The organism is Shewanella sp. Choline-02u-19 (assembly GCF_002836205.1).
GTDB lineage: Bacteria > Pseudomonadota > Gammaproteobacteria > Enterobacterales > Shewanellaceae > Shewanella.
In genome coordinates, this window is record NZ_PJBE01000013.1 from 1,889,017 (window position 1) to 1,903,749 (window position 14,733).

A 14,733-nucleotide genomic window follows, 5' to 3' on the forward strand; every position below is an offset into this window, starting at 1 on the left:
TCACACTGTTAGAAATCGTAATACCACGTTTGTGACCAGGTCATAACCGCCAACTTGATCAAACAAATCCTCGCCGCTCACCGCATTCCCAGTGTTATCCCAAATGACTTGCATCACTTCGCCATCAAGTTTCAACGTAAATTCAGTCAACACATTGGCGTTATGCTGTTGCAGCAATTGATAATCAGCGCGATCGAGGCCACTGGCCTTTGTGCCCAATACCACCGAGTAACCAGAAGGGATAATCACTTGATTAATAATTAACGCGCCATTGCTAGCCCGTTTTGAGTTAGCCAATACCTTTTTTTGAGTGTTTCGATTAAGCCACATAAGCTGCTGTAATTTAGGTTGTATTGTGTCAATCACTTGCATGGAAACCTCTTATTTAACTCAAAGATGTAAGGCTATGCACCAAGCCGCTGCTGACGTTCTATTTCATTCATAAGCTGAGCAAGCAGCCCTCTTTGTGTTACCGCATCGATGACCATCGGCCCGACTTGCATTCTAAACGTCACCACATCACTACTCACTGCCGGCTTAATTTGGGAAAAGTCCAATTGTGACGGTTCGATAGTTTTGACTGGCTTCGGGGGAGTTTTTGGCAGTTTGCTTTCTGTAGGGATCTGCGGTGTATTGCTTTTTTCTTTATCCGCGACTGATTTAGCCGTTTCAGCTTTAATATCTTTAACACGCAGATCATGAATACTTTTAAGCAAGCGTTCAGACTCCTGCAACCGGGCTAACAAATCTTTATCACCGCTAGTTTGTGCGGCTTTTAACTGCTCTCTAATACTCTTGAGTTTGCGCTCATATTCGCGCTGCTGAATTGATAGTTCATCGCCTTGCAAGCCATCAAGCTCGTCGCGCAATGACGACAGAGTGTCATCAGCACTTTGGCGCATCGAATCTAAGCGGGACTTTGCGCGGTCAATAGCTCCTGTTAATTTAGATAAATCTTGGTCATTCAAAAGCTCGAGGCTTTTGGCTGAGCGCTCGGCTTTATCAATCAGATCAGCTTGACCATCTTTAGCACCATCAAGTGCTTCGGTCAGTTTTAGCAGTTCAATTTTTTGGCCGTAATAAGCCCTCTCAGCAATTTTACCTGCGCGCTCTGTTTCAAGTGCCCATGTTCGTAGACCGACAAAATCAATCGTGCCAGCGATAGCGATATTAAGGTCTCCAATAACCCCATTCAAACGGTCATACTCATTGGTGACTTTATCGAGCTCAGACGAGTTATCAATGAGCAATGTGGTTTTGTTCACAATACTGTCGAAGTAAGCAACCGCATTATCACTCAGCTTAGCGACACTGCTTTGGATTTCTGTCGCTAAGGCCGTGAAATGTGCGGCGACACTTTGTAAACCTACCCCAGCTTGCTCGGCACTTTTAGTGATCCACCCCGCCGTATTTTCAATGCTAGTCCCAATACCTGTTGCACTTTTATCCACTTGCTCCTGCACATCCTGACTATCTTTCCCTAAGTCATTCTGCACATTTTTAAGCCGTTTATAGCTATCAATTATTTTTTCAAGATCACCACTTAAACCCAGCGCAGCGGCTTGCTGGCGAATGCTAGCATCGACTTGGGTATCACTCGCAGCTGCGGCTTCAACTGCTGCAGCTGCATACTTTAAAAAAGCCTGGTTTAATTCGTAAGTTGAGGCTGCCCCGTCTTTGGCGCCTTGCTTAATTTTTTCATAGGTTTTCTTGGCCGCGACGGCTTGCTCATTTAATGTTTTAACGGTGGTGATCCCCGCTTTCGCCATCACAAGCTCAAGTTTTTTGATCTTCTCGATCTGCTTGTCTTGCGATTCAGCAACCTTATCACCGGCCTTTACCTGATCATCTGATGACTTTTTTGCCGTGGTCGAAATAGTGTTATAAGCCTTGGTCGCAGCCCGTTCAACTTCACCAGTGATTTGCAGCCATGCGGCGCGAACATCCTTGCCGTCTTGCTCAACTTGGGCAACATAAGCATCACCAATCGCATTGAGTGCTGCAGCTGCGTCTCGTGCACTCGCAGCCAATTGATCGGCACCAATAAACTCATAAAGCTTGGCAAAACCCTCCATCATCTTAGCGAGCTGTAACGTCACAGAAGCGGCCAAAGTAGAAACCCCAGCGCTTAAACCGTTCCAGAACAGTCGAATGCCACCTGAAATAGTATTAAGTGCTGTGGTAAACGCAGTGATATTCTCAAGTACCGCCTTTATGCTTGAGCCCGAGTCGCGGATCATCGATGAAAAGAATTGGCTTATATCTTCTGCTGCGGCTTTTATCTTGCCGTCTTGATTGAGCTGATCAAACTGAGCATTTAAGTCTTGGAGAAAATCAACCGCTACCTGGTACACACCAGAGTCAGCAATGATCCGCTTAAATTCTTCAAACTTATTTGAGATAAGATTAATTTGCCCCGCTAGCCTATCGAGGCTTTTCGACGCTTGGCCATTGGCCTGTTTGCCCATTTCATCAAACAGCGCTTTTATTGTCTCTCGGCCAAGCTGACCACTTGCACTCAATTTTTGAAGTTGTGTAACGTTTTTACCGGTGACTTTTTCAAGTAAATCCCATACAGGAACGCCACGTTCAACCAACTGCAGTATTTCTTCACCCTGCAATTTTTGCTTAGCCCAGGCTTGACCTACAGCAAGAATGATCCCCTCAAGTTTTTCTTGGCTGCCGCCTAACCGCGCATTGTAATCAACCATCGATTGCAGTGAGCCGTTCATTGGATCAATGCCAAACGTCTTTAACGCTGAAAAAGCATTTTGTACACTTTCCAGCTTGGTCCCGGTATTATTAGCAAAGTCTTTAATCCAAGCCACTGCTTGCTCACCACTGGCAATCGAACCCATCATAGCGGTCATTTGAACGCTAAATGCTTGGGCGTTATCACCTGCAGTCAAAATACCTTTAAGGCTTTCCCATAGGCGATCAACACCAATATAAGCCCCAGCCATAGCAAACAATGAACCAGTGGCTGATTTAATGCTGCCACTAAAGTCATTGGCTGATTTTTTCGATTGAGTTAATAATTTGTCATGGCGTGAGAGTTGTTTATTTACGCTTGATATGGCTGTTTGGGCTGCTGCTTGTTGCTGCTTTAAGTCTTTACTGGCGTCGGCCAGCTTATCCATCGAGTAACCGGCTTTGGTGAGCTTAGTAGTTTGCTGCTCGAGTTCGGTTTTGCTTTTACCAAGGCTTGTCGCGAGCTTATTTAACTCACTACGGGCATTTTTTACTTTTAAGGTGTATTCCGCTTTTTTGCGACCGGCTTCGTCGGAGGCAACCCCGATTTCTAATAACTCACGGCGCTGACTATCAAGCGCGATTGACAATGCTTTAGCGCTTTGCTCTGTTGATGCTTGTGCCTGTTCTAGTTGTTTTAAATCAGCGCTGGCTTTGCTTAATGCGGCAGCTTGTTCTTTACTCGCCTGACTGCCTTTTTTCTGCTCTGACGTCAGCTTGTCAACATTGGCTTTAGCCGATATCAATTGCTGCTCATATTGCGCGAGCTGTACTTTCGCTTGCTTGTATTCTTGTTCGGTTTGATCCGTTTGGGCTGATGCTTCTTTATGGGCATTATCAAGCTGTTTAATTGCAGCTATCGCTTGTTTTTGCTCTTTGACGAGCTTATCGAGCGCCACACTATTATCTGTGTAAGCAGCCTTGCCTTTGATTATAGAGCCGGTTAGCTTATCGACTGCGCCAATTGAGCCTTGCAGATCTTCAAGCTCATGCAAGCGGTCATTTAAAGTTTCACTCTGCCTGGCTAAATCGGCTAACGCCTTTTCTGACTTTTTCGCCTCAGACGAAAAAAGGTCTTTACCCTTGATGATCAGGTTGACGACTTGATCTTTAAAACTCATCTAAACACTCCAATAACAGGCTCAATAAAAAAGCCGCGACCACAATCAAGTAGTAACGGCTTTAAGTTTCAGGCTTATTGGCTAGGCTGCGCTACGAACAAAAAACTTAGACTTACTGGCAGCGACAATCGATGTATCGGCCAATACACCACCTTCAATATCGAATGAACCAAAGTCATCACCAATGAGATCTAGGCCTGATGTTGGACTAGGCTTCCACTTGTAGAACTTGAGAGTCCAAGGTTTACCTGTAGCGTCGTTAATACCGTCAATCACCACCTTGACCTCTTCACCAGACTCAACCAGCGCTTGCAGAGCATTACCGGCTTTAGAGGTATAAGATACTTTCAGCGCTGCACCAGCGACAATTGCGCCACTACTGAGCGGACGAATACCGCCAGCACTAACAACATAGTCAACATCCACAACATAGGTGGTCGCATCGTCGGCAGTTTTCACTACTGGAGCAACTGCAGTGTCAATCATCTTCGCCGTATCGCATAGCCCATCAAGAACCGCAGTAATCAGTTCTTCAGTAACCGGGCTAGAGGCCACAACATCAACCACACCTCGTAAGGCCAATGCCATGTTGTCGTTACTAAAATCATTTATTGTCATAGACAACTTGACCGACTTTACCTTAGTTATTTCCGCAGCATTACCACCGCCACCTCGGTAATTAGGTAAAGACTTGGTTTCTTGCTCGATATCGATTTTAACGCCAGAGGCATTACCAACATCGCGACCTTTGACATACACAATGCCAGAGCCGATGTAACTCTCGGTTACTGTTTCACTCATAGTAGTTCTCCAAATTTAACGGTATTGCTGATTGAGAGTGTGATCACCGCTAAGCCATGTTTCTCATTGGCTTCGGGCATGATGTACTTGCAGGGTTCGGGTTCGATAAAACTGATGATTGGTCGCACCGATGTGAGCCATTCGGGCTTGCTAGTATCGCGCTGGCCCACGTAAAACACGGTGCGGATACGATGTACTAAGTGAGTTAAATCTAGGGTTGGCGTATCTGACTTAGTCAGATTGATCCCCGCTACCACTTGCAACACCAAATCATCTTTATATTTATCGTTGCCATTTCGGCCACCAAAAGCATCCGTGTAGGGCTGAAGAAAAATAAACTGCGACTCTTTGGCGATGCTGTACACATAAAAACCTTCACGCACAATGGCACCGTCAACCCGCTTTAAGCGGTCTAAAATAGCTTTTATCATCGGAGTTATCTCTTTAGTTATGCATTAAGTGCCCGGCTCTTACTTAGCATATCGACCATAACGCTCACGCAAATACGTAATAATAGGGGGCTCAATTACATCGCGGATCACACCAAAACTTCCCGCAACAGAGGGACCATATTTAGATTTTTGGCCATTGAGTTTGCGCCATGAGTTATCCCCTTTACTGCGCAAAAACATCAACTGGTTACCATTGCGCCCGATCACCGTAAACGCACCTTTAAACCAAACAGGCTGGTTACGCAAAGCGCTAATCGAATACCCCGCCACAACCTTAGTACCGCCTTTCCCCGCACGGTAATGTGGAGTAGCAAAGCGGGTTAAGGTGCTAGGTCGATACCTGGCACTGATCACAGCAGTTAAGTTTTTAGGGTGAATACTGACACTGATGAGGCTTTCGATGTAAGAACGAGACTTAAAACCATATCGGTTAAATATTTCATCAACAGCCAACTTACTACCAAACTCAGCAGCATCATTAATCGCATTTTCTATTGCTGGAGCTTGGGCGGCTCGCATGCGTTTTAGCTCTTTAGTTACCGCATCAAACCCTGTGGTTGAAAGTGCCATCTCACACCTCGAGCAAGTTTAATCACAATTCAAGATAGACAAAGCTCACAGTGAGCGGGTCAAATTCATAAAGCTTGGTTAGCTGATAACGCTTACCTACCATTACAAACTCATCATCAACGTTCACTGCACCATCAGCTTTTAGCCATTCGACCAATTGGATCGGTTCCATGAGATATTCACGACTCATGTCACTTTGCGTCGGCAGCAGATTCATCCCCCTTTCAAAAGGCGGTTCCCCCGTAGCAGGAATGAACTGACAAGGTGCTGCCAGCTTACGCCATCCCCGTTCTAGCTTACTTTTTGCTTTATCAGCAAAATTAAGCATTTATTTTTACCCATACTGAATCTGATGGATTTTCGGCATCGGCCCATGCTTTACCTGCCGCCGTGTTACCCGATGCTGTGGTGGTAATCGTATTATCAGCCTTAAGATAAACCTGGCCACCTTTGCCAATCGCATCAGCCGATACTTTAGGCAACTCAAACACTCCTGTAGTGACAAAGGTTCCTTCGGTATCTTTCGCTACATTACCTAAAGCAATTCCGACCAGTTTGCCAATCAACTCAGTTGCACCCGAGACGATATCTGTCGTTGGGGTATGGTCGATGGTATTGCCATCACAAATTTGATTTTTCATAACAGGGTTCCTATTTGTTCAGTGAAATATAAAACCGCTACAGCCTAAGCTCATGAGCGGTTTTTATCGTTAATAGAGGTTTCGATTACACTCCCGTTGACTTAACCAAACCACGATGGTCCAACGGCGCCACACCCGCATCGATTCGCACTTTAGTGGCAACGCCATCGATGCTAAAGCCATCTTGCTGTTCAATGTAGGGAGTATCGATGCCGTCTAGGTAAGCGACCTCAATAGTGTCACGGCCTTGGCCCGCTGCGAGGTAATAGGCTTTGTCACTGGCGGCTTTTAAACGTGCCTCGGAGATAACTTCGGCAAAGTCTTGCATTGGGTTAGCAATGCCCGCATTCACGTCGGCACCTTTAACGGAGCTAGACTTGATGATCTGGGTCAAGGTGCGCTTAAGGTTAGGCGGACACAGCACAAAATCAGGCACAATGTTAAGCGCACGCGGGTTCTTACCACCTGTTGTTTGGCTCTCCATTAACTCAGCTAATACCCCAAGGGCTTCAACTGTTGGCGCTCCAGCCCCTAGATTGCCGTGGTCAGCATGGAACAGCGCTTTACCGTCAGCCATTTGGGGGTTCCCCGTCAAAATAGCAAACACCAGATCGCCAATAGTGCCTTTAGCTGCCGTTCCCATTTTCATAGGAATTGAAGTGAGCATATCCATGTCATCATTGATGATGCACTGACGAGTGATAGAGAAAATTTCACCATAAGTGGCCAGCGCAATATCAGCCCCTTTATCCCCTAGAGTGATGTACTTATATTCAGCACCTTCACGCACTTTGCGCAAACTTCCAAACTCTTCTAACCCCACGCGTTTGGAGACTTTAAAGTCACCAAGCTGGCCTTTTTTAGTGAAACGCTCAAAGGTTTCTTGCGCCAGATCCCAGCCTTGCATCACTGATTTATTGGCCACGTCGAGCAAAATATTGCCAAAATCAGATGAACTATGAGTAAACGCAAGACCCACCATCTGCATCTGATTTAACCCAGCAATACCAATACCACGGTCAATCAAAGACGCACGCGCCAACTCTTTGAGGTTATAGCTAGAATAACCATTATCTTTTTCCACCTTTTCGTGACCGGCTCTTGCCATTAGGTGGGCGCTAATCGAATCACCCACTAAATTTCCGTTGCCTGCATGAATGATCACGCTTTGTGGCTGCGCCGCAGCTGGGCTAGTTGTTTCACCAAGCTTGGCCAAGATCATATCTTTAGCTTTGGCAGCATCAATGTTGGCATCAGCAATACAACTATTTTTAAGTTCTGTTATTTGCGGGAATGCAGCGAACGCTGCATTAATACCATCGATACGCTCTTTGTTCATCGCAATCGCGGCCGCTTGAATTTCGGCCTGAGAAGGTGGATTTAAGGCAGCAGAAGCAGATGCAGGCACTGTTGCTGCAGGGCTTTGAGCACCAGGAGTATTACCCTGTGGTGCAAACAGGTTTTTTAGAGCTTCAGGCATATTGGTAAAGTCCTTAAGTCGTTTAGAGTTTAGTGACGCTGCCATCTGCAGCGGATCGGTTACTGTGTCGGCAAAGCCTTTTTCCAGTGCTTCGCGCCCTGTTAGCCAGGTTTCACTGGCTAATAAACTATGTAGCTCATCATCACTGAGCCCTGTTTTCTGTGCATAAGCACCGACTAAGTTACCTTCAACTTTGTCGAGAAGATCGGCATATTTACGCATATCATCAGCGTCGCCTAAGGTACCGCCCCAAGGTTTATGTACCATCATCATGGCGTTTTCCGGCATCACCACTTCGTCAAATGCCATAGCAATGACTGAAGCCATTGAAGCGGCAAGCCCATCGATATAGCAGACCTTTTGTGCGGGATGGCCTTTGATGATGTTGTAAATAGCCATCCCCTCAAACACATCACCACCAGGGCTATGAATGCGAGCGGTAATGGATGACACTTTACCGAGCGATTGCAGGTCACGAGCAAACTGCTTTGCAGTGATCCCCCAGCCGCCAATCTCGTCATAAATAATCAACTCGGCATTGCCGTTTTGCGCCTTAATTTGATACCAGCTTTTATCTGGGGCTGAATCATTGCTGATCGTTGCGCTCCCTTGCGGTGCGCTCAGCATTGCGCCGCTGCTGATTGCTGCGAGCGTTACTCGTGCTAGATGAGTTTTCTTCACGTTGATTTTCTCCAAGTAATGGGTCGGGGTCGTTGGCGGTGACCATTTCGTTTTCGCGGTTATACTCCACCTCACGCTTACGCTGGCGTTTCACTTCCGCAGGATTACGGCCACGGGCTCGTGCCCACTCAGCCTCCGTTGCCGCATTACCGGCTATCATCATTTCCCAACCTTCGGCTTCTTTACGTGGGTCAATCCACGGCATGGTTGGCCCGTAGTAAACGGCATCATAAAGGGTCTTGATATCGAGATTTACAGGCAACACAAGGGGGTCTACCCTGTTTAGCAACTCCATGCGTAACCAGTTACGGTAAACAGGGCGTGACCAACCAGCGCAAAACCATTGCTGCATAATGCGATTTGATTCGTCCTGCTCAACTAGCTCCTGGCGTTGACTTGAGTAGCTGCCTTTATAATCTCGTGCTATGGATGAGTAACTGCCTCGCGTTCCTGCTGCAGCGGCTTTCATTTGCCCATTACGAAAATCGACCAGGTGAACATTGGGACGGTTTGACTCTAACGTGTCGATATCTTCGCCAGGTTGTAGTTCAGTTGTCATGCCTGGGCCAAACTGAATGTTGCTGGTACCGGCGGCAGATGTGTTAAACATGGTTGCATCACCACGCTTAATCACAAATGCTAACGCCGCAGAGATCCGCGCTGCAACTCGTTCAGACTCCTCATAGTCTTTGATGTCAGCAAGACGAGTCATGATCCCGTGAAACAAGCTAACTCCACGTAATTGGTGCAGGCGCTTGAATAAACCCAGGTGCAACATCTTGGCTTTAGCGACTGGCTTGGTTTTATAACGAAAGCCTTTTTGGTCTGCAGGGTGATCCAGTAGCACGTGATAATTAACCACTTGGCCCCAACCATTGACCTCTAAGCCTTGGCGAATACGTTTTGCCACATCGTTAAGCTCATAAGGAATAAAGTCGGGCTCTAATGCCTCGATAGAATATGGCGTTCCCTGCTCATTGGGGTGGATAAGCTTTGGTACTTTGCCTAACACATGTTGACCAAATACCTCACCGTCACGCAGTGCGGTGCGCAACACTAAACGTTCAAGCTCAGGGCGTGAATAACGACCGGTCACATCAGGCTTTAGCGACCAGCTCCCAAAACGACGTTGCAAATCATCGGCAAAGTCATCGAGAATGTTTCCCTCTAAATCTCGCGGCTGCGGCTCAACAACAATGCCTTGAGCGCCCACTACTCGCTCTTCCATACGGTCGAGAATACCTATGCTCAAATCATGATTTTCATCTAACCAACGAGCCTGCTCACGTAAACTTTTACCTGCAGCAAAGACGGCTTGATTGGCACCCCGAGATTCTTTATTCGCCTTGTGAGTACGACTCTTTTTAGCGGCTTCATAGCCTTTTATCGCCTCAAAGCTTTGCAGTGCTGCTTCACGTTTTAGCGCCCAGTTAGGCGATACTTTGGCGATTGCATTGTTTAACCAGCTCATGAATATTCCTTAGTGACACTTAAAACTGGGCAAAGCTAAAACCGCCATTAGGGCGAGAGTAACTACTTAAACGGCGCTCCCATTCGATGCGTCCTTTACGGATTTGCTCTAGATCTTCACTGCCAAAGGTTTTGCCATTAATGATGACAGTCTTACCATCGAGTACATCTAACTCAGCGGCGATGTAGGCATCAACCATTTTTTGGGCTTGCGCTTTACTCATATCCATCCTCCTGTGCCCGTATCGCCTAACCAGCTATTGGTTTGCGTTGAGCGTGATTCTGTGTGGGGTTTATTGGGCTCGGATTGAGCATCTTGCGGGTCGTCACTGTCATTAGCCGCGGTTGTGGTTGCGGCTAATTTTTCTAAATCAATCCCAAAGCGTTCAGTGGCGATATACAGTGCAGCCAGTGCGTAGACCAAACAGTCGAGTGCTTCGTTACGGCGTTTACCTGCATCCCAGCGGTACACGATGCGGCCATTGCGGCGCACTGCAATCTTGCGTTCACTGGTTAACTGCTGTAGTTCACTATCATCACAAATGGCTTCGTTTAGCGGCAGATGAATTGCACCAGGCTTGCGAATGTGCGGATCGGGGGCGATACGCAGCATAGACATAATCAACTCTTTGGCATTGTCGGTACCCACCTCCGTGAGATAGACACCTTTGTTATTTCGCTTTCTGGGAAAGTTAGCGATCGGCTTGCCGTAAACGTTGGCGCCCTTAATCGGGATAACCCGCATTGGTCCCAGTTTTTTACTCATAGAATAAACAGTGTCGGTGTAGTGACCACCACTGTCCCAAGCGACTATGCCTTGCTCAAGCCGCACCCCATCAGCGCGGATATAGCTTTTTTGCAAACGCTCAGCCACTTTATCGAGCAATATCTGGCTAGCTGGATCACCGTTGAGAATAAATCTATCGATGAGGCAACACTCTTTACCGGGTCCCCATCCCCACACTCGCCCCTCATAGCGGTCGTCTTGAGTATCAATGCCTGCACTGAGATAGACCACCCATTCAGGGACCTTGTTTTCAGGGTACATCTCGCGGCGGCGTGCTAAATCTTCCCACTCTAGACGTTCACCATTATCTTCGTCCCAAGGCTGACCCAGCTTGGTATTGACGAAAGTTTGCATTTTGTCGCGGTCGCCTTTGGCTTTGTAAAACTCAGTGACCAGTTTGGCCCAGCTGTTTAGCGAGTTATATGCCGACCAGATATGGACCGATATATTGCTTGGGGTGGTAATATCGTTGCCATTGCTATCATAAAAATCGATAAAGTCTTTAGTCGTCACCCCCGTGTTTTCACACAGCCACATAGCGCGGTGGTCTAACTCCATATCGTCGAGCAAGTTGTTTTCGATGCAGCACGCGCAATGTTCACACAGGTAATAGGCTGAGCTTGGCACTGGCTCACCTTTATCGTTATGCACCCACTTAATGCCGAAGGGCTCGGTTTTCCCGCCCCATTTCAGCTCTTGTAATTCATCACAATGAGGGCAAGGAAGATTAAACTTAAAGAAGTGTGGGCTTTCGCTGCAGGCTTTTTCCATTTGGCAGCTGCCGAGTACCTTAGGGGTTGAGCCACGTATCGACTTAGGAAACATCGATAGTTCAATACGGGTATCACCCAGTGACGTAGCATTACCCTCATGCTCAATGCTCTCATCAAAACCCGCTAGCTCATCGTAAATCACATCATCAGTTGAGTGTTCACGATAGTTTGCTGCAGCGGTACCGCCACGCACCATCAACGTTTTACCATTGAGAAAAATTTTATCTTCTAAGGTGTTATCTTTATGCTTTCGTCCCATCCATGGGGCAAGCTTTCGCCAGATGGGAATATCACGAATAGCCGTTTCTACATGCTTTTTCATGAATTTTTTGGCTATACCATCGGTAGGCTGGTAAATCAGTACATTGCGCTTCTTATGTTCGACCTTGTAGGCACTATTGGCCATTAGCATTTTGGTATAACCAACACGCGCTGATTTCATCAAATTCAGCGTGGTAATTTGGTCATTACCCATGGCATTTAAAATACCCACCTGAAACGGTAAACTTTCCCATCGCCCCTCTGTGTAAGAAGATTCAGATGACATATAAAAATGGCTATCGGCATATTGTGAGCAAGTCAGCATTGGTGGGCGAGAGAACGAATGCAATCCAGCAGATACGGCGGCTTGCAGACTCTTAATCTGGGCTGCCGAGATACTCATCTAATAATTCTCCAATGCCGTCAGCGAGATCCGCGGCTGTGTTCTGGCTTTTAATCACCTCGGCCTTGATAGCGTCGATTGTTTTTTCTGGAATGTCGGGAAACTTACGTTTTACCCGAATGTGGATCTGATCTAACACCGGGGCGATTTGTGCGGCAATTCGACTCAACACAAAAATACAAAAATTAGCTTCAACAACCTCTTTTCGCTCTTTTTGGTTTTTGAGCTCTTGGCCATCAGCTTGAGCTTTGGTGAGCCTATATCGCTCATAATCAAGATTTGGTTTATCGGGATCAACATCTTCACCCACTGATTTCTGCTTGCTGCGTTCGTTGCCAACTCGGTTAGCAACCACATCAGCCATGGTATAAAGACATTCGCGACCTTTTTTGCAATGGACGGGCACAGCCCACTTATCAAAAGCGGTAGTACTAATACCAAGACTACGACACAGGTCAGTTTTATTTAAAAGTAATGGCTCTGTTTTTTGCACTTTTATTTGAGCCATACCACACCTCTTTACCTAAAAAATTAAGCTTCTTCTAACTTATCCAACTTGGCTTGAATCAACTCTGCCTTTAATTCATGTAACTTTGCATCTCGCTTATTTCTTGCCGCCTGATAAACCCAGTTGACAACAAAAGTTAACACCGCAAACAATATGCCTATCCATAGCGCTAGCTGATTCACAGAAACGGCCCCTCCTGCAGCGGTTGTGAAAGAGGCACTATAGGCCGCAGTTGAAATCACTTTTTGTGTGTTCGGATCATTAATCATTGTTGTGACTCCCGCCATTGGCGCAGCCTTACCCAATCAGCCTCGCACTTAGCGATAACGTTAAGGAGCAGCAAACTGTATTCCAGATGCATATCGTTAGACACCTTTTCAGGGGGGAAATGGAAAGGGGGCGGTAAGCATTCGCTCATCATTTCGGCTGGCGCTAATACATATTTCATCTGATTGGTGATCAGGGTGCGCACAATAGGCGGCTTGCTTGAGCAAGACCACAACATCAACAGGCATAGGAGTATTAGCCCACATTTTAATGGCTTCATTTGGTGATCCCCTAATTTCATCTAACAAGCGCCTTTGCTGACGAAAGGCTGTTTCGATTGCCACCTTCGCTTCGGCGTTCTGTTGGTTTAACTTTGAAACTTGCTCAGCCTCCAACCTCAAGCGCAGCTTTTCGGCTTCAATCTCTTCGACCTTTCTAGCAATAGCATCAAGGTCGCTATGCAAAACGGCTTGCGCTAAAGTTAGCGTTTCAATTTTCCCGACTTTAATAGCAACCTCGGCTTGACTGAACTTAAGCGCAGCACCTAAGCCAACCAATGCAAGAATAAGAAACCCAATCAAATACAGTTGAAACAAGCCACCACTAGAGATCAGTCTTTGCCACATCAATAAGCTCCTTTAAACAAACCTTTCGCTCTGCCTCTCGACGTTTAATTAATCCAGGTAACTTTTTGCCTTTGGCATAAACCCAGCGCGGTAACTCATGACACGCCCCAAGTCGTTCCTGGGCTAATAGCTTTTTCCGTAATGTTGAAGTTCTAAATGCCTCTGCGCCAACGTTATAAATAAAACTTAAATACGCGGCATGTTCACCGAGAGTTAACTCGACTGGATATGTTAAGCGCAGCAGCTGCCGGTCAAACATAGATAAATCATCAGCTAGGGTTTCTAAGCACTGCTGATCAGTAAAAGTTTGCCGCGGCTTTAATTCCGGCCCCGTATGGCCATAACAACTAGTGAGGATCCCTACAGGATCAACATAGGTTTCTAAAACCTGTCCCTCATGGGGAATGACCAAAGCGGCACCACCAAAAGCAACGGCTGCAGCTAACCCCAAACCCGCTAATTTTTGAGATAAATTCATAATGAGCTCACTTGAAATATTGGCCTTAGTGCAACCATGTTCAAACCGCTAAACCTTGAAGCTGTATTTCATGATCAATCCCCTCTTGATAGATGATTTTTAGGTCTAACTTTTGAGTCAGGGCCAACTCAGCTCTTGCGCCAAATGATTGCCCCCACCCATCGAGCAGATAAATTTCGTCGCAACACATCATCATGGCTAAACCAATCTGCATGTATTCAGGCTCACTTAACCCTGCAGGTAAACTTGCAGGATTCAGCACCACGCGACCTAATACATGAAGATAGTCAGCGGCCAAGTGGAACCTTGTTCGATTACAATCAGGTAAGCCCGACATAGGCCCAGCGATATACACTTTGCGTTTAATCATCTCACCACCAAATTGCAGGTAAAAAAAATGGCTCCTAAGAAGGAGCCAAACCAGTGAACTAAAAGGTATTCATAATAAGCTTACATAAATCTACCCATTTTTAAGGGAATTAAAAAGGCACTAACTTACCGAAAATAGGTAAACATCGACCTAAAATGTTAAATCCCACGGCCTCACTAGGTTTAGTTATCAGTTAAGTGATTTAACATGAGGCTGTCTTCCCCCTTCCTGAAGTCTAGGCTGGAGTTATCAGCCTATGGATTTAGCTCTATAAATGAAATCGATTCTCGTGA

17 protein-coding genes are annotated in these 14,733 nt (G+C 46.4%); all 17 read right to left on the reverse strand.

Annotated features, from left to right (window positions below):
- The gene (locus CXF83_RS14945) at positions 1-372 is read right to left on the reverse strand and encodes a hypothetical protein (protein WP_232775119.1); all 372 of its coding nucleotides are present in this window, start codon (positions 370-372) and stop codon (positions 1-3) included.
- A gap of 32 nt (positions 373-404) precedes the next feature.
- Positions 405-3,872, reverse strand: coding sequence for a tape measure protein (locus tag CXF83_RS14950; RefSeq protein ID WP_101089144.1), 3,468 nt, complete (start codon positions 3,870-3,872; stop codon positions 405-407).
- Positions 3,873-3,953: 81 nt separating this feature from the next.
- Complete coding sequence (locus CXF83_RS14955) at positions 3,954-4,673, reverse strand: hypothetical protein (RefSeq protein WP_101089143.1); 720 nt, start codon at positions 4,671-4,673, stop codon at positions 3,954-3,956.
- Positions 4,670-5,104, reverse strand: a complete 435-nt coding sequence (locus CXF83_RS14960; protein ID WP_101089142.1) for a hypothetical protein — start codon at positions 5,102-5,104, stop codon at positions 4,670-4,672. Before CXF83_RS14960 ends, CXF83_RS14955 begins: the two co-directional genes overlap by 4 nt.
- Before the next feature lie 39 nt (positions 5,105-5,143).
- Entirely contained in the window at positions 5,144-5,695 is a 552-nt protein-coding gene (locus CXF83_RS14965) for a hypothetical protein (RefSeq protein ID WP_101089141.1), read from the reverse strand.
- Between the two features lie 22 nt (positions 5,696-5,717).
- The gene (locus CXF83_RS14970) at positions 5,718-6,023 is read right to left on the reverse strand and encodes a hypothetical protein (protein WP_101089140.1); all 306 of its coding nucleotides are present in this window, start codon (positions 6,021-6,023) and stop codon (positions 5,718-5,720) included.
- On the reverse strand, positions 6,016-6,336 hold the full coding sequence (locus CXF83_RS14975) for a DUF2190 family protein (RefSeq protein ID WP_101089139.1): 321 nt from the start codon (positions 6,334-6,336) through the stop codon (positions 6,016-6,018). Before CXF83_RS14975 ends, CXF83_RS14970 begins: the two co-directional genes overlap by 8 nt.
- Positions 6,337-6,421: 85 nt before the next feature.
- On the reverse strand, positions 6,422-8,443 hold the full coding sequence (locus tag CXF83_RS14980; RefSeq protein WP_101089138.1) for a ClpP-like prohead protease/major capsid protein fusion protein: 2,022 nt from the start codon (positions 8,441-8,443) through the stop codon (positions 6,422-6,424).
- Positions 8,403-9,968, reverse strand: coding sequence for a phage portal protein (locus tag CXF83_RS14985; protein WP_101089137.1), 1,566 nt, complete (start codon positions 9,966-9,968; stop codon positions 8,403-8,405). The genes CXF83_RS14980 and CXF83_RS14985 overlap by 41 nt, the downstream gene beginning before the upstream one ends.
- 19 nt (positions 9,969-9,987) lie before the next feature.
- A complete protein-coding gene (locus tag CXF83_RS14990; protein ID WP_101089136.1) occupies positions 9,988-10,191 on the reverse strand; it encodes a hypothetical protein in 204 nt (67 codons plus the stop codon).
- Positions 10,188-12,191: a phage terminase large subunit family protein gene (locus CXF83_RS14995; protein WP_101089135.1), complete on the reverse strand. Its 2,004-nt coding sequence runs from the start codon at positions 12,189-12,191 to the stop codon at positions 10,188-10,190. Before CXF83_RS14995 ends, CXF83_RS14990 begins: the two co-directional genes overlap by 4 nt.
- On the reverse strand, positions 12,166-12,699 hold the full coding sequence (locus tag CXF83_RS15000; protein WP_101089134.1) for a terminase small subunit: 534 nt from the start codon (positions 12,697-12,699) through the stop codon (positions 12,166-12,168). Before CXF83_RS15000 ends, CXF83_RS14995 begins: the two co-directional genes overlap by 26 nt.
- 23 nt (positions 12,700-12,722) lie before the next feature.
- On the reverse strand, positions 12,723-12,968 hold the full coding sequence (locus CXF83_RS15005; protein ID WP_101089157.1) for a holin: 246 nt from the start codon (positions 12,966-12,968) through the stop codon (positions 12,723-12,725).
- On the reverse strand, positions 12,965-13,147 hold the full coding sequence (locus tag CXF83_RS23065) for a hypothetical protein (protein WP_443018840.1): 183 nt from the start codon (positions 13,145-13,147) through the stop codon (positions 12,965-12,967). The genes CXF83_RS15005 and CXF83_RS23065 overlap by 4 nt, the downstream gene beginning before the upstream one ends.
- Positions 13,077-13,592: a hypothetical protein gene (locus CXF83_RS15010; protein WP_101089133.1), complete on the reverse strand. Its 516-nt coding sequence runs from the start codon at positions 13,590-13,592 to the stop codon at positions 13,077-13,079. Before CXF83_RS15010 ends, CXF83_RS23065 begins: the two co-directional genes overlap by 71 nt.
- Entirely contained in the window at positions 13,570-14,070 is a 501-nt protein-coding gene (locus tag CXF83_RS15015; RefSeq protein ID WP_101089132.1) for a lysozyme, read from the reverse strand. The genes CXF83_RS15010 and CXF83_RS15015 overlap by 23 nt, the downstream gene beginning before the upstream one ends.
- Before the next feature lie 40 nt (positions 14,071-14,110).
- Positions 14,111-14,440: a DUF4406 domain-containing protein gene (locus CXF83_RS15020; protein ID WP_101089156.1), complete on the reverse strand. Its 330-nt coding sequence runs from the start codon at positions 14,438-14,440 to the stop codon at positions 14,111-14,113.
- Between the last annotated feature and the right edge of the window lie 293 nt (positions 14,441-14,733).

Excerpts from the sequence above, each read along its gene's own strand:
- CXF83_RS14945 (WP_232775119.1), bottom strand. The coding sequence starts at position 372 with ATGCAAGTGATTGACACAATACAACCTAAATTACAGCAGCTTATGTGG.
- CXF83_RS14950 (WP_101089144.1), bottom strand. The coding sequence starts at position 3,872 with ATGAGTTTTAAAGATCAAGTCGTCAACCTGATCATCAAGGGTAAAGAC.
- CXF83_RS14955 (WP_101089143.1), bottom strand. The coding sequence starts at position 4,673 with ATGAGTGAAACAGTAACCGAGAGTTACATCGGCTCTGGCATTGTGTAT.
- CXF83_RS14960 (WP_101089142.1), bottom strand. The coding sequence starts at position 5,104 with ATGATAAAAGCTATTTTAGACCGCTTAAAGCGGGTTGACGGTGCCATT.
- CXF83_RS14965 (WP_101089141.1), bottom strand. The coding sequence starts at position 5,695 with ATGGCACTTTCAACCACAGGGTTTGATGCGGTAACTAAAGAGCTAAAA.
- CXF83_RS14970 (WP_101089140.1), bottom strand. The coding sequence starts at position 6,023 with ATGCTTAATTTTGCTGATAAAGCAAAAAGTAAGCTAGAACGGGGATGG.
- CXF83_RS14975 (WP_101089139.1), bottom strand. The coding sequence starts at position 6,336 with ATGAAAAATCAAATTTGTGATGGCAATACCATCGACCATACCCCAACG.
- CXF83_RS14980 (WP_101089138.1), bottom strand. The coding sequence starts at position 8,443 with ATGCTGAGCGCACCGCAAGGGAGCGCAACGATCAGCAATGATTCAGCC.
- CXF83_RS14985 (WP_101089137.1), bottom strand. The coding sequence starts at position 9,968 with ATGAGCTGGTTAAACAATGCAATCGCCAAAGTATCGCCTAACTGGGCG.
- CXF83_RS14990 (WP_101089136.1), bottom strand. The coding sequence starts at position 10,191 with ATGAGTAAAGCGCAAGCCCAAAAAATGGTTGATGCCTACATCGCCGCT.
- CXF83_RS14995 (WP_101089135.1), bottom strand. The coding sequence starts at position 12,191 with ATGAGTATCTCGGCAGCCCAGATTAAGAGTCTGCAAGCCGCCGTATCT.
- CXF83_RS15000 (WP_101089134.1), bottom strand. The coding sequence starts at position 12,699 with ATGGCTCAAATAAAAGTGCAAAAAACAGAGCCATTACTTTTAAATAAA.
- CXF83_RS15005 (WP_101089157.1), bottom strand. The coding sequence starts at position 12,968 with ATGATTAATGATCCGAACACACAAAAAGTGATTTCAACTGCGGCCTAT.
- CXF83_RS23065 (WP_443018840.1), bottom strand. The coding sequence starts at position 13,147 with ATGAAATATGTATTAGCGCCAGCCGAAATGATGAGCGAATGCTTACCG.
- CXF83_RS15010 (WP_101089133.1), bottom strand. The coding sequence starts at position 13,592 with ATGTGGCAAAGACTGATCTCTAGTGGTGGCTTGTTTCAACTGTATTTG.
- CXF83_RS15015 (WP_101089132.1), bottom strand. The coding sequence starts at position 14,070 with ATGAATTTATCTCAAAAATTAGCGGGTTTGGGGTTAGCTGCAGCCGTT.
- CXF83_RS15020 (WP_101089156.1), bottom strand. The coding sequence starts at position 14,440 with ATGATTAAACGCAAAGTGTATATCGCTGGGCCTATGTCGGGCTTACCT.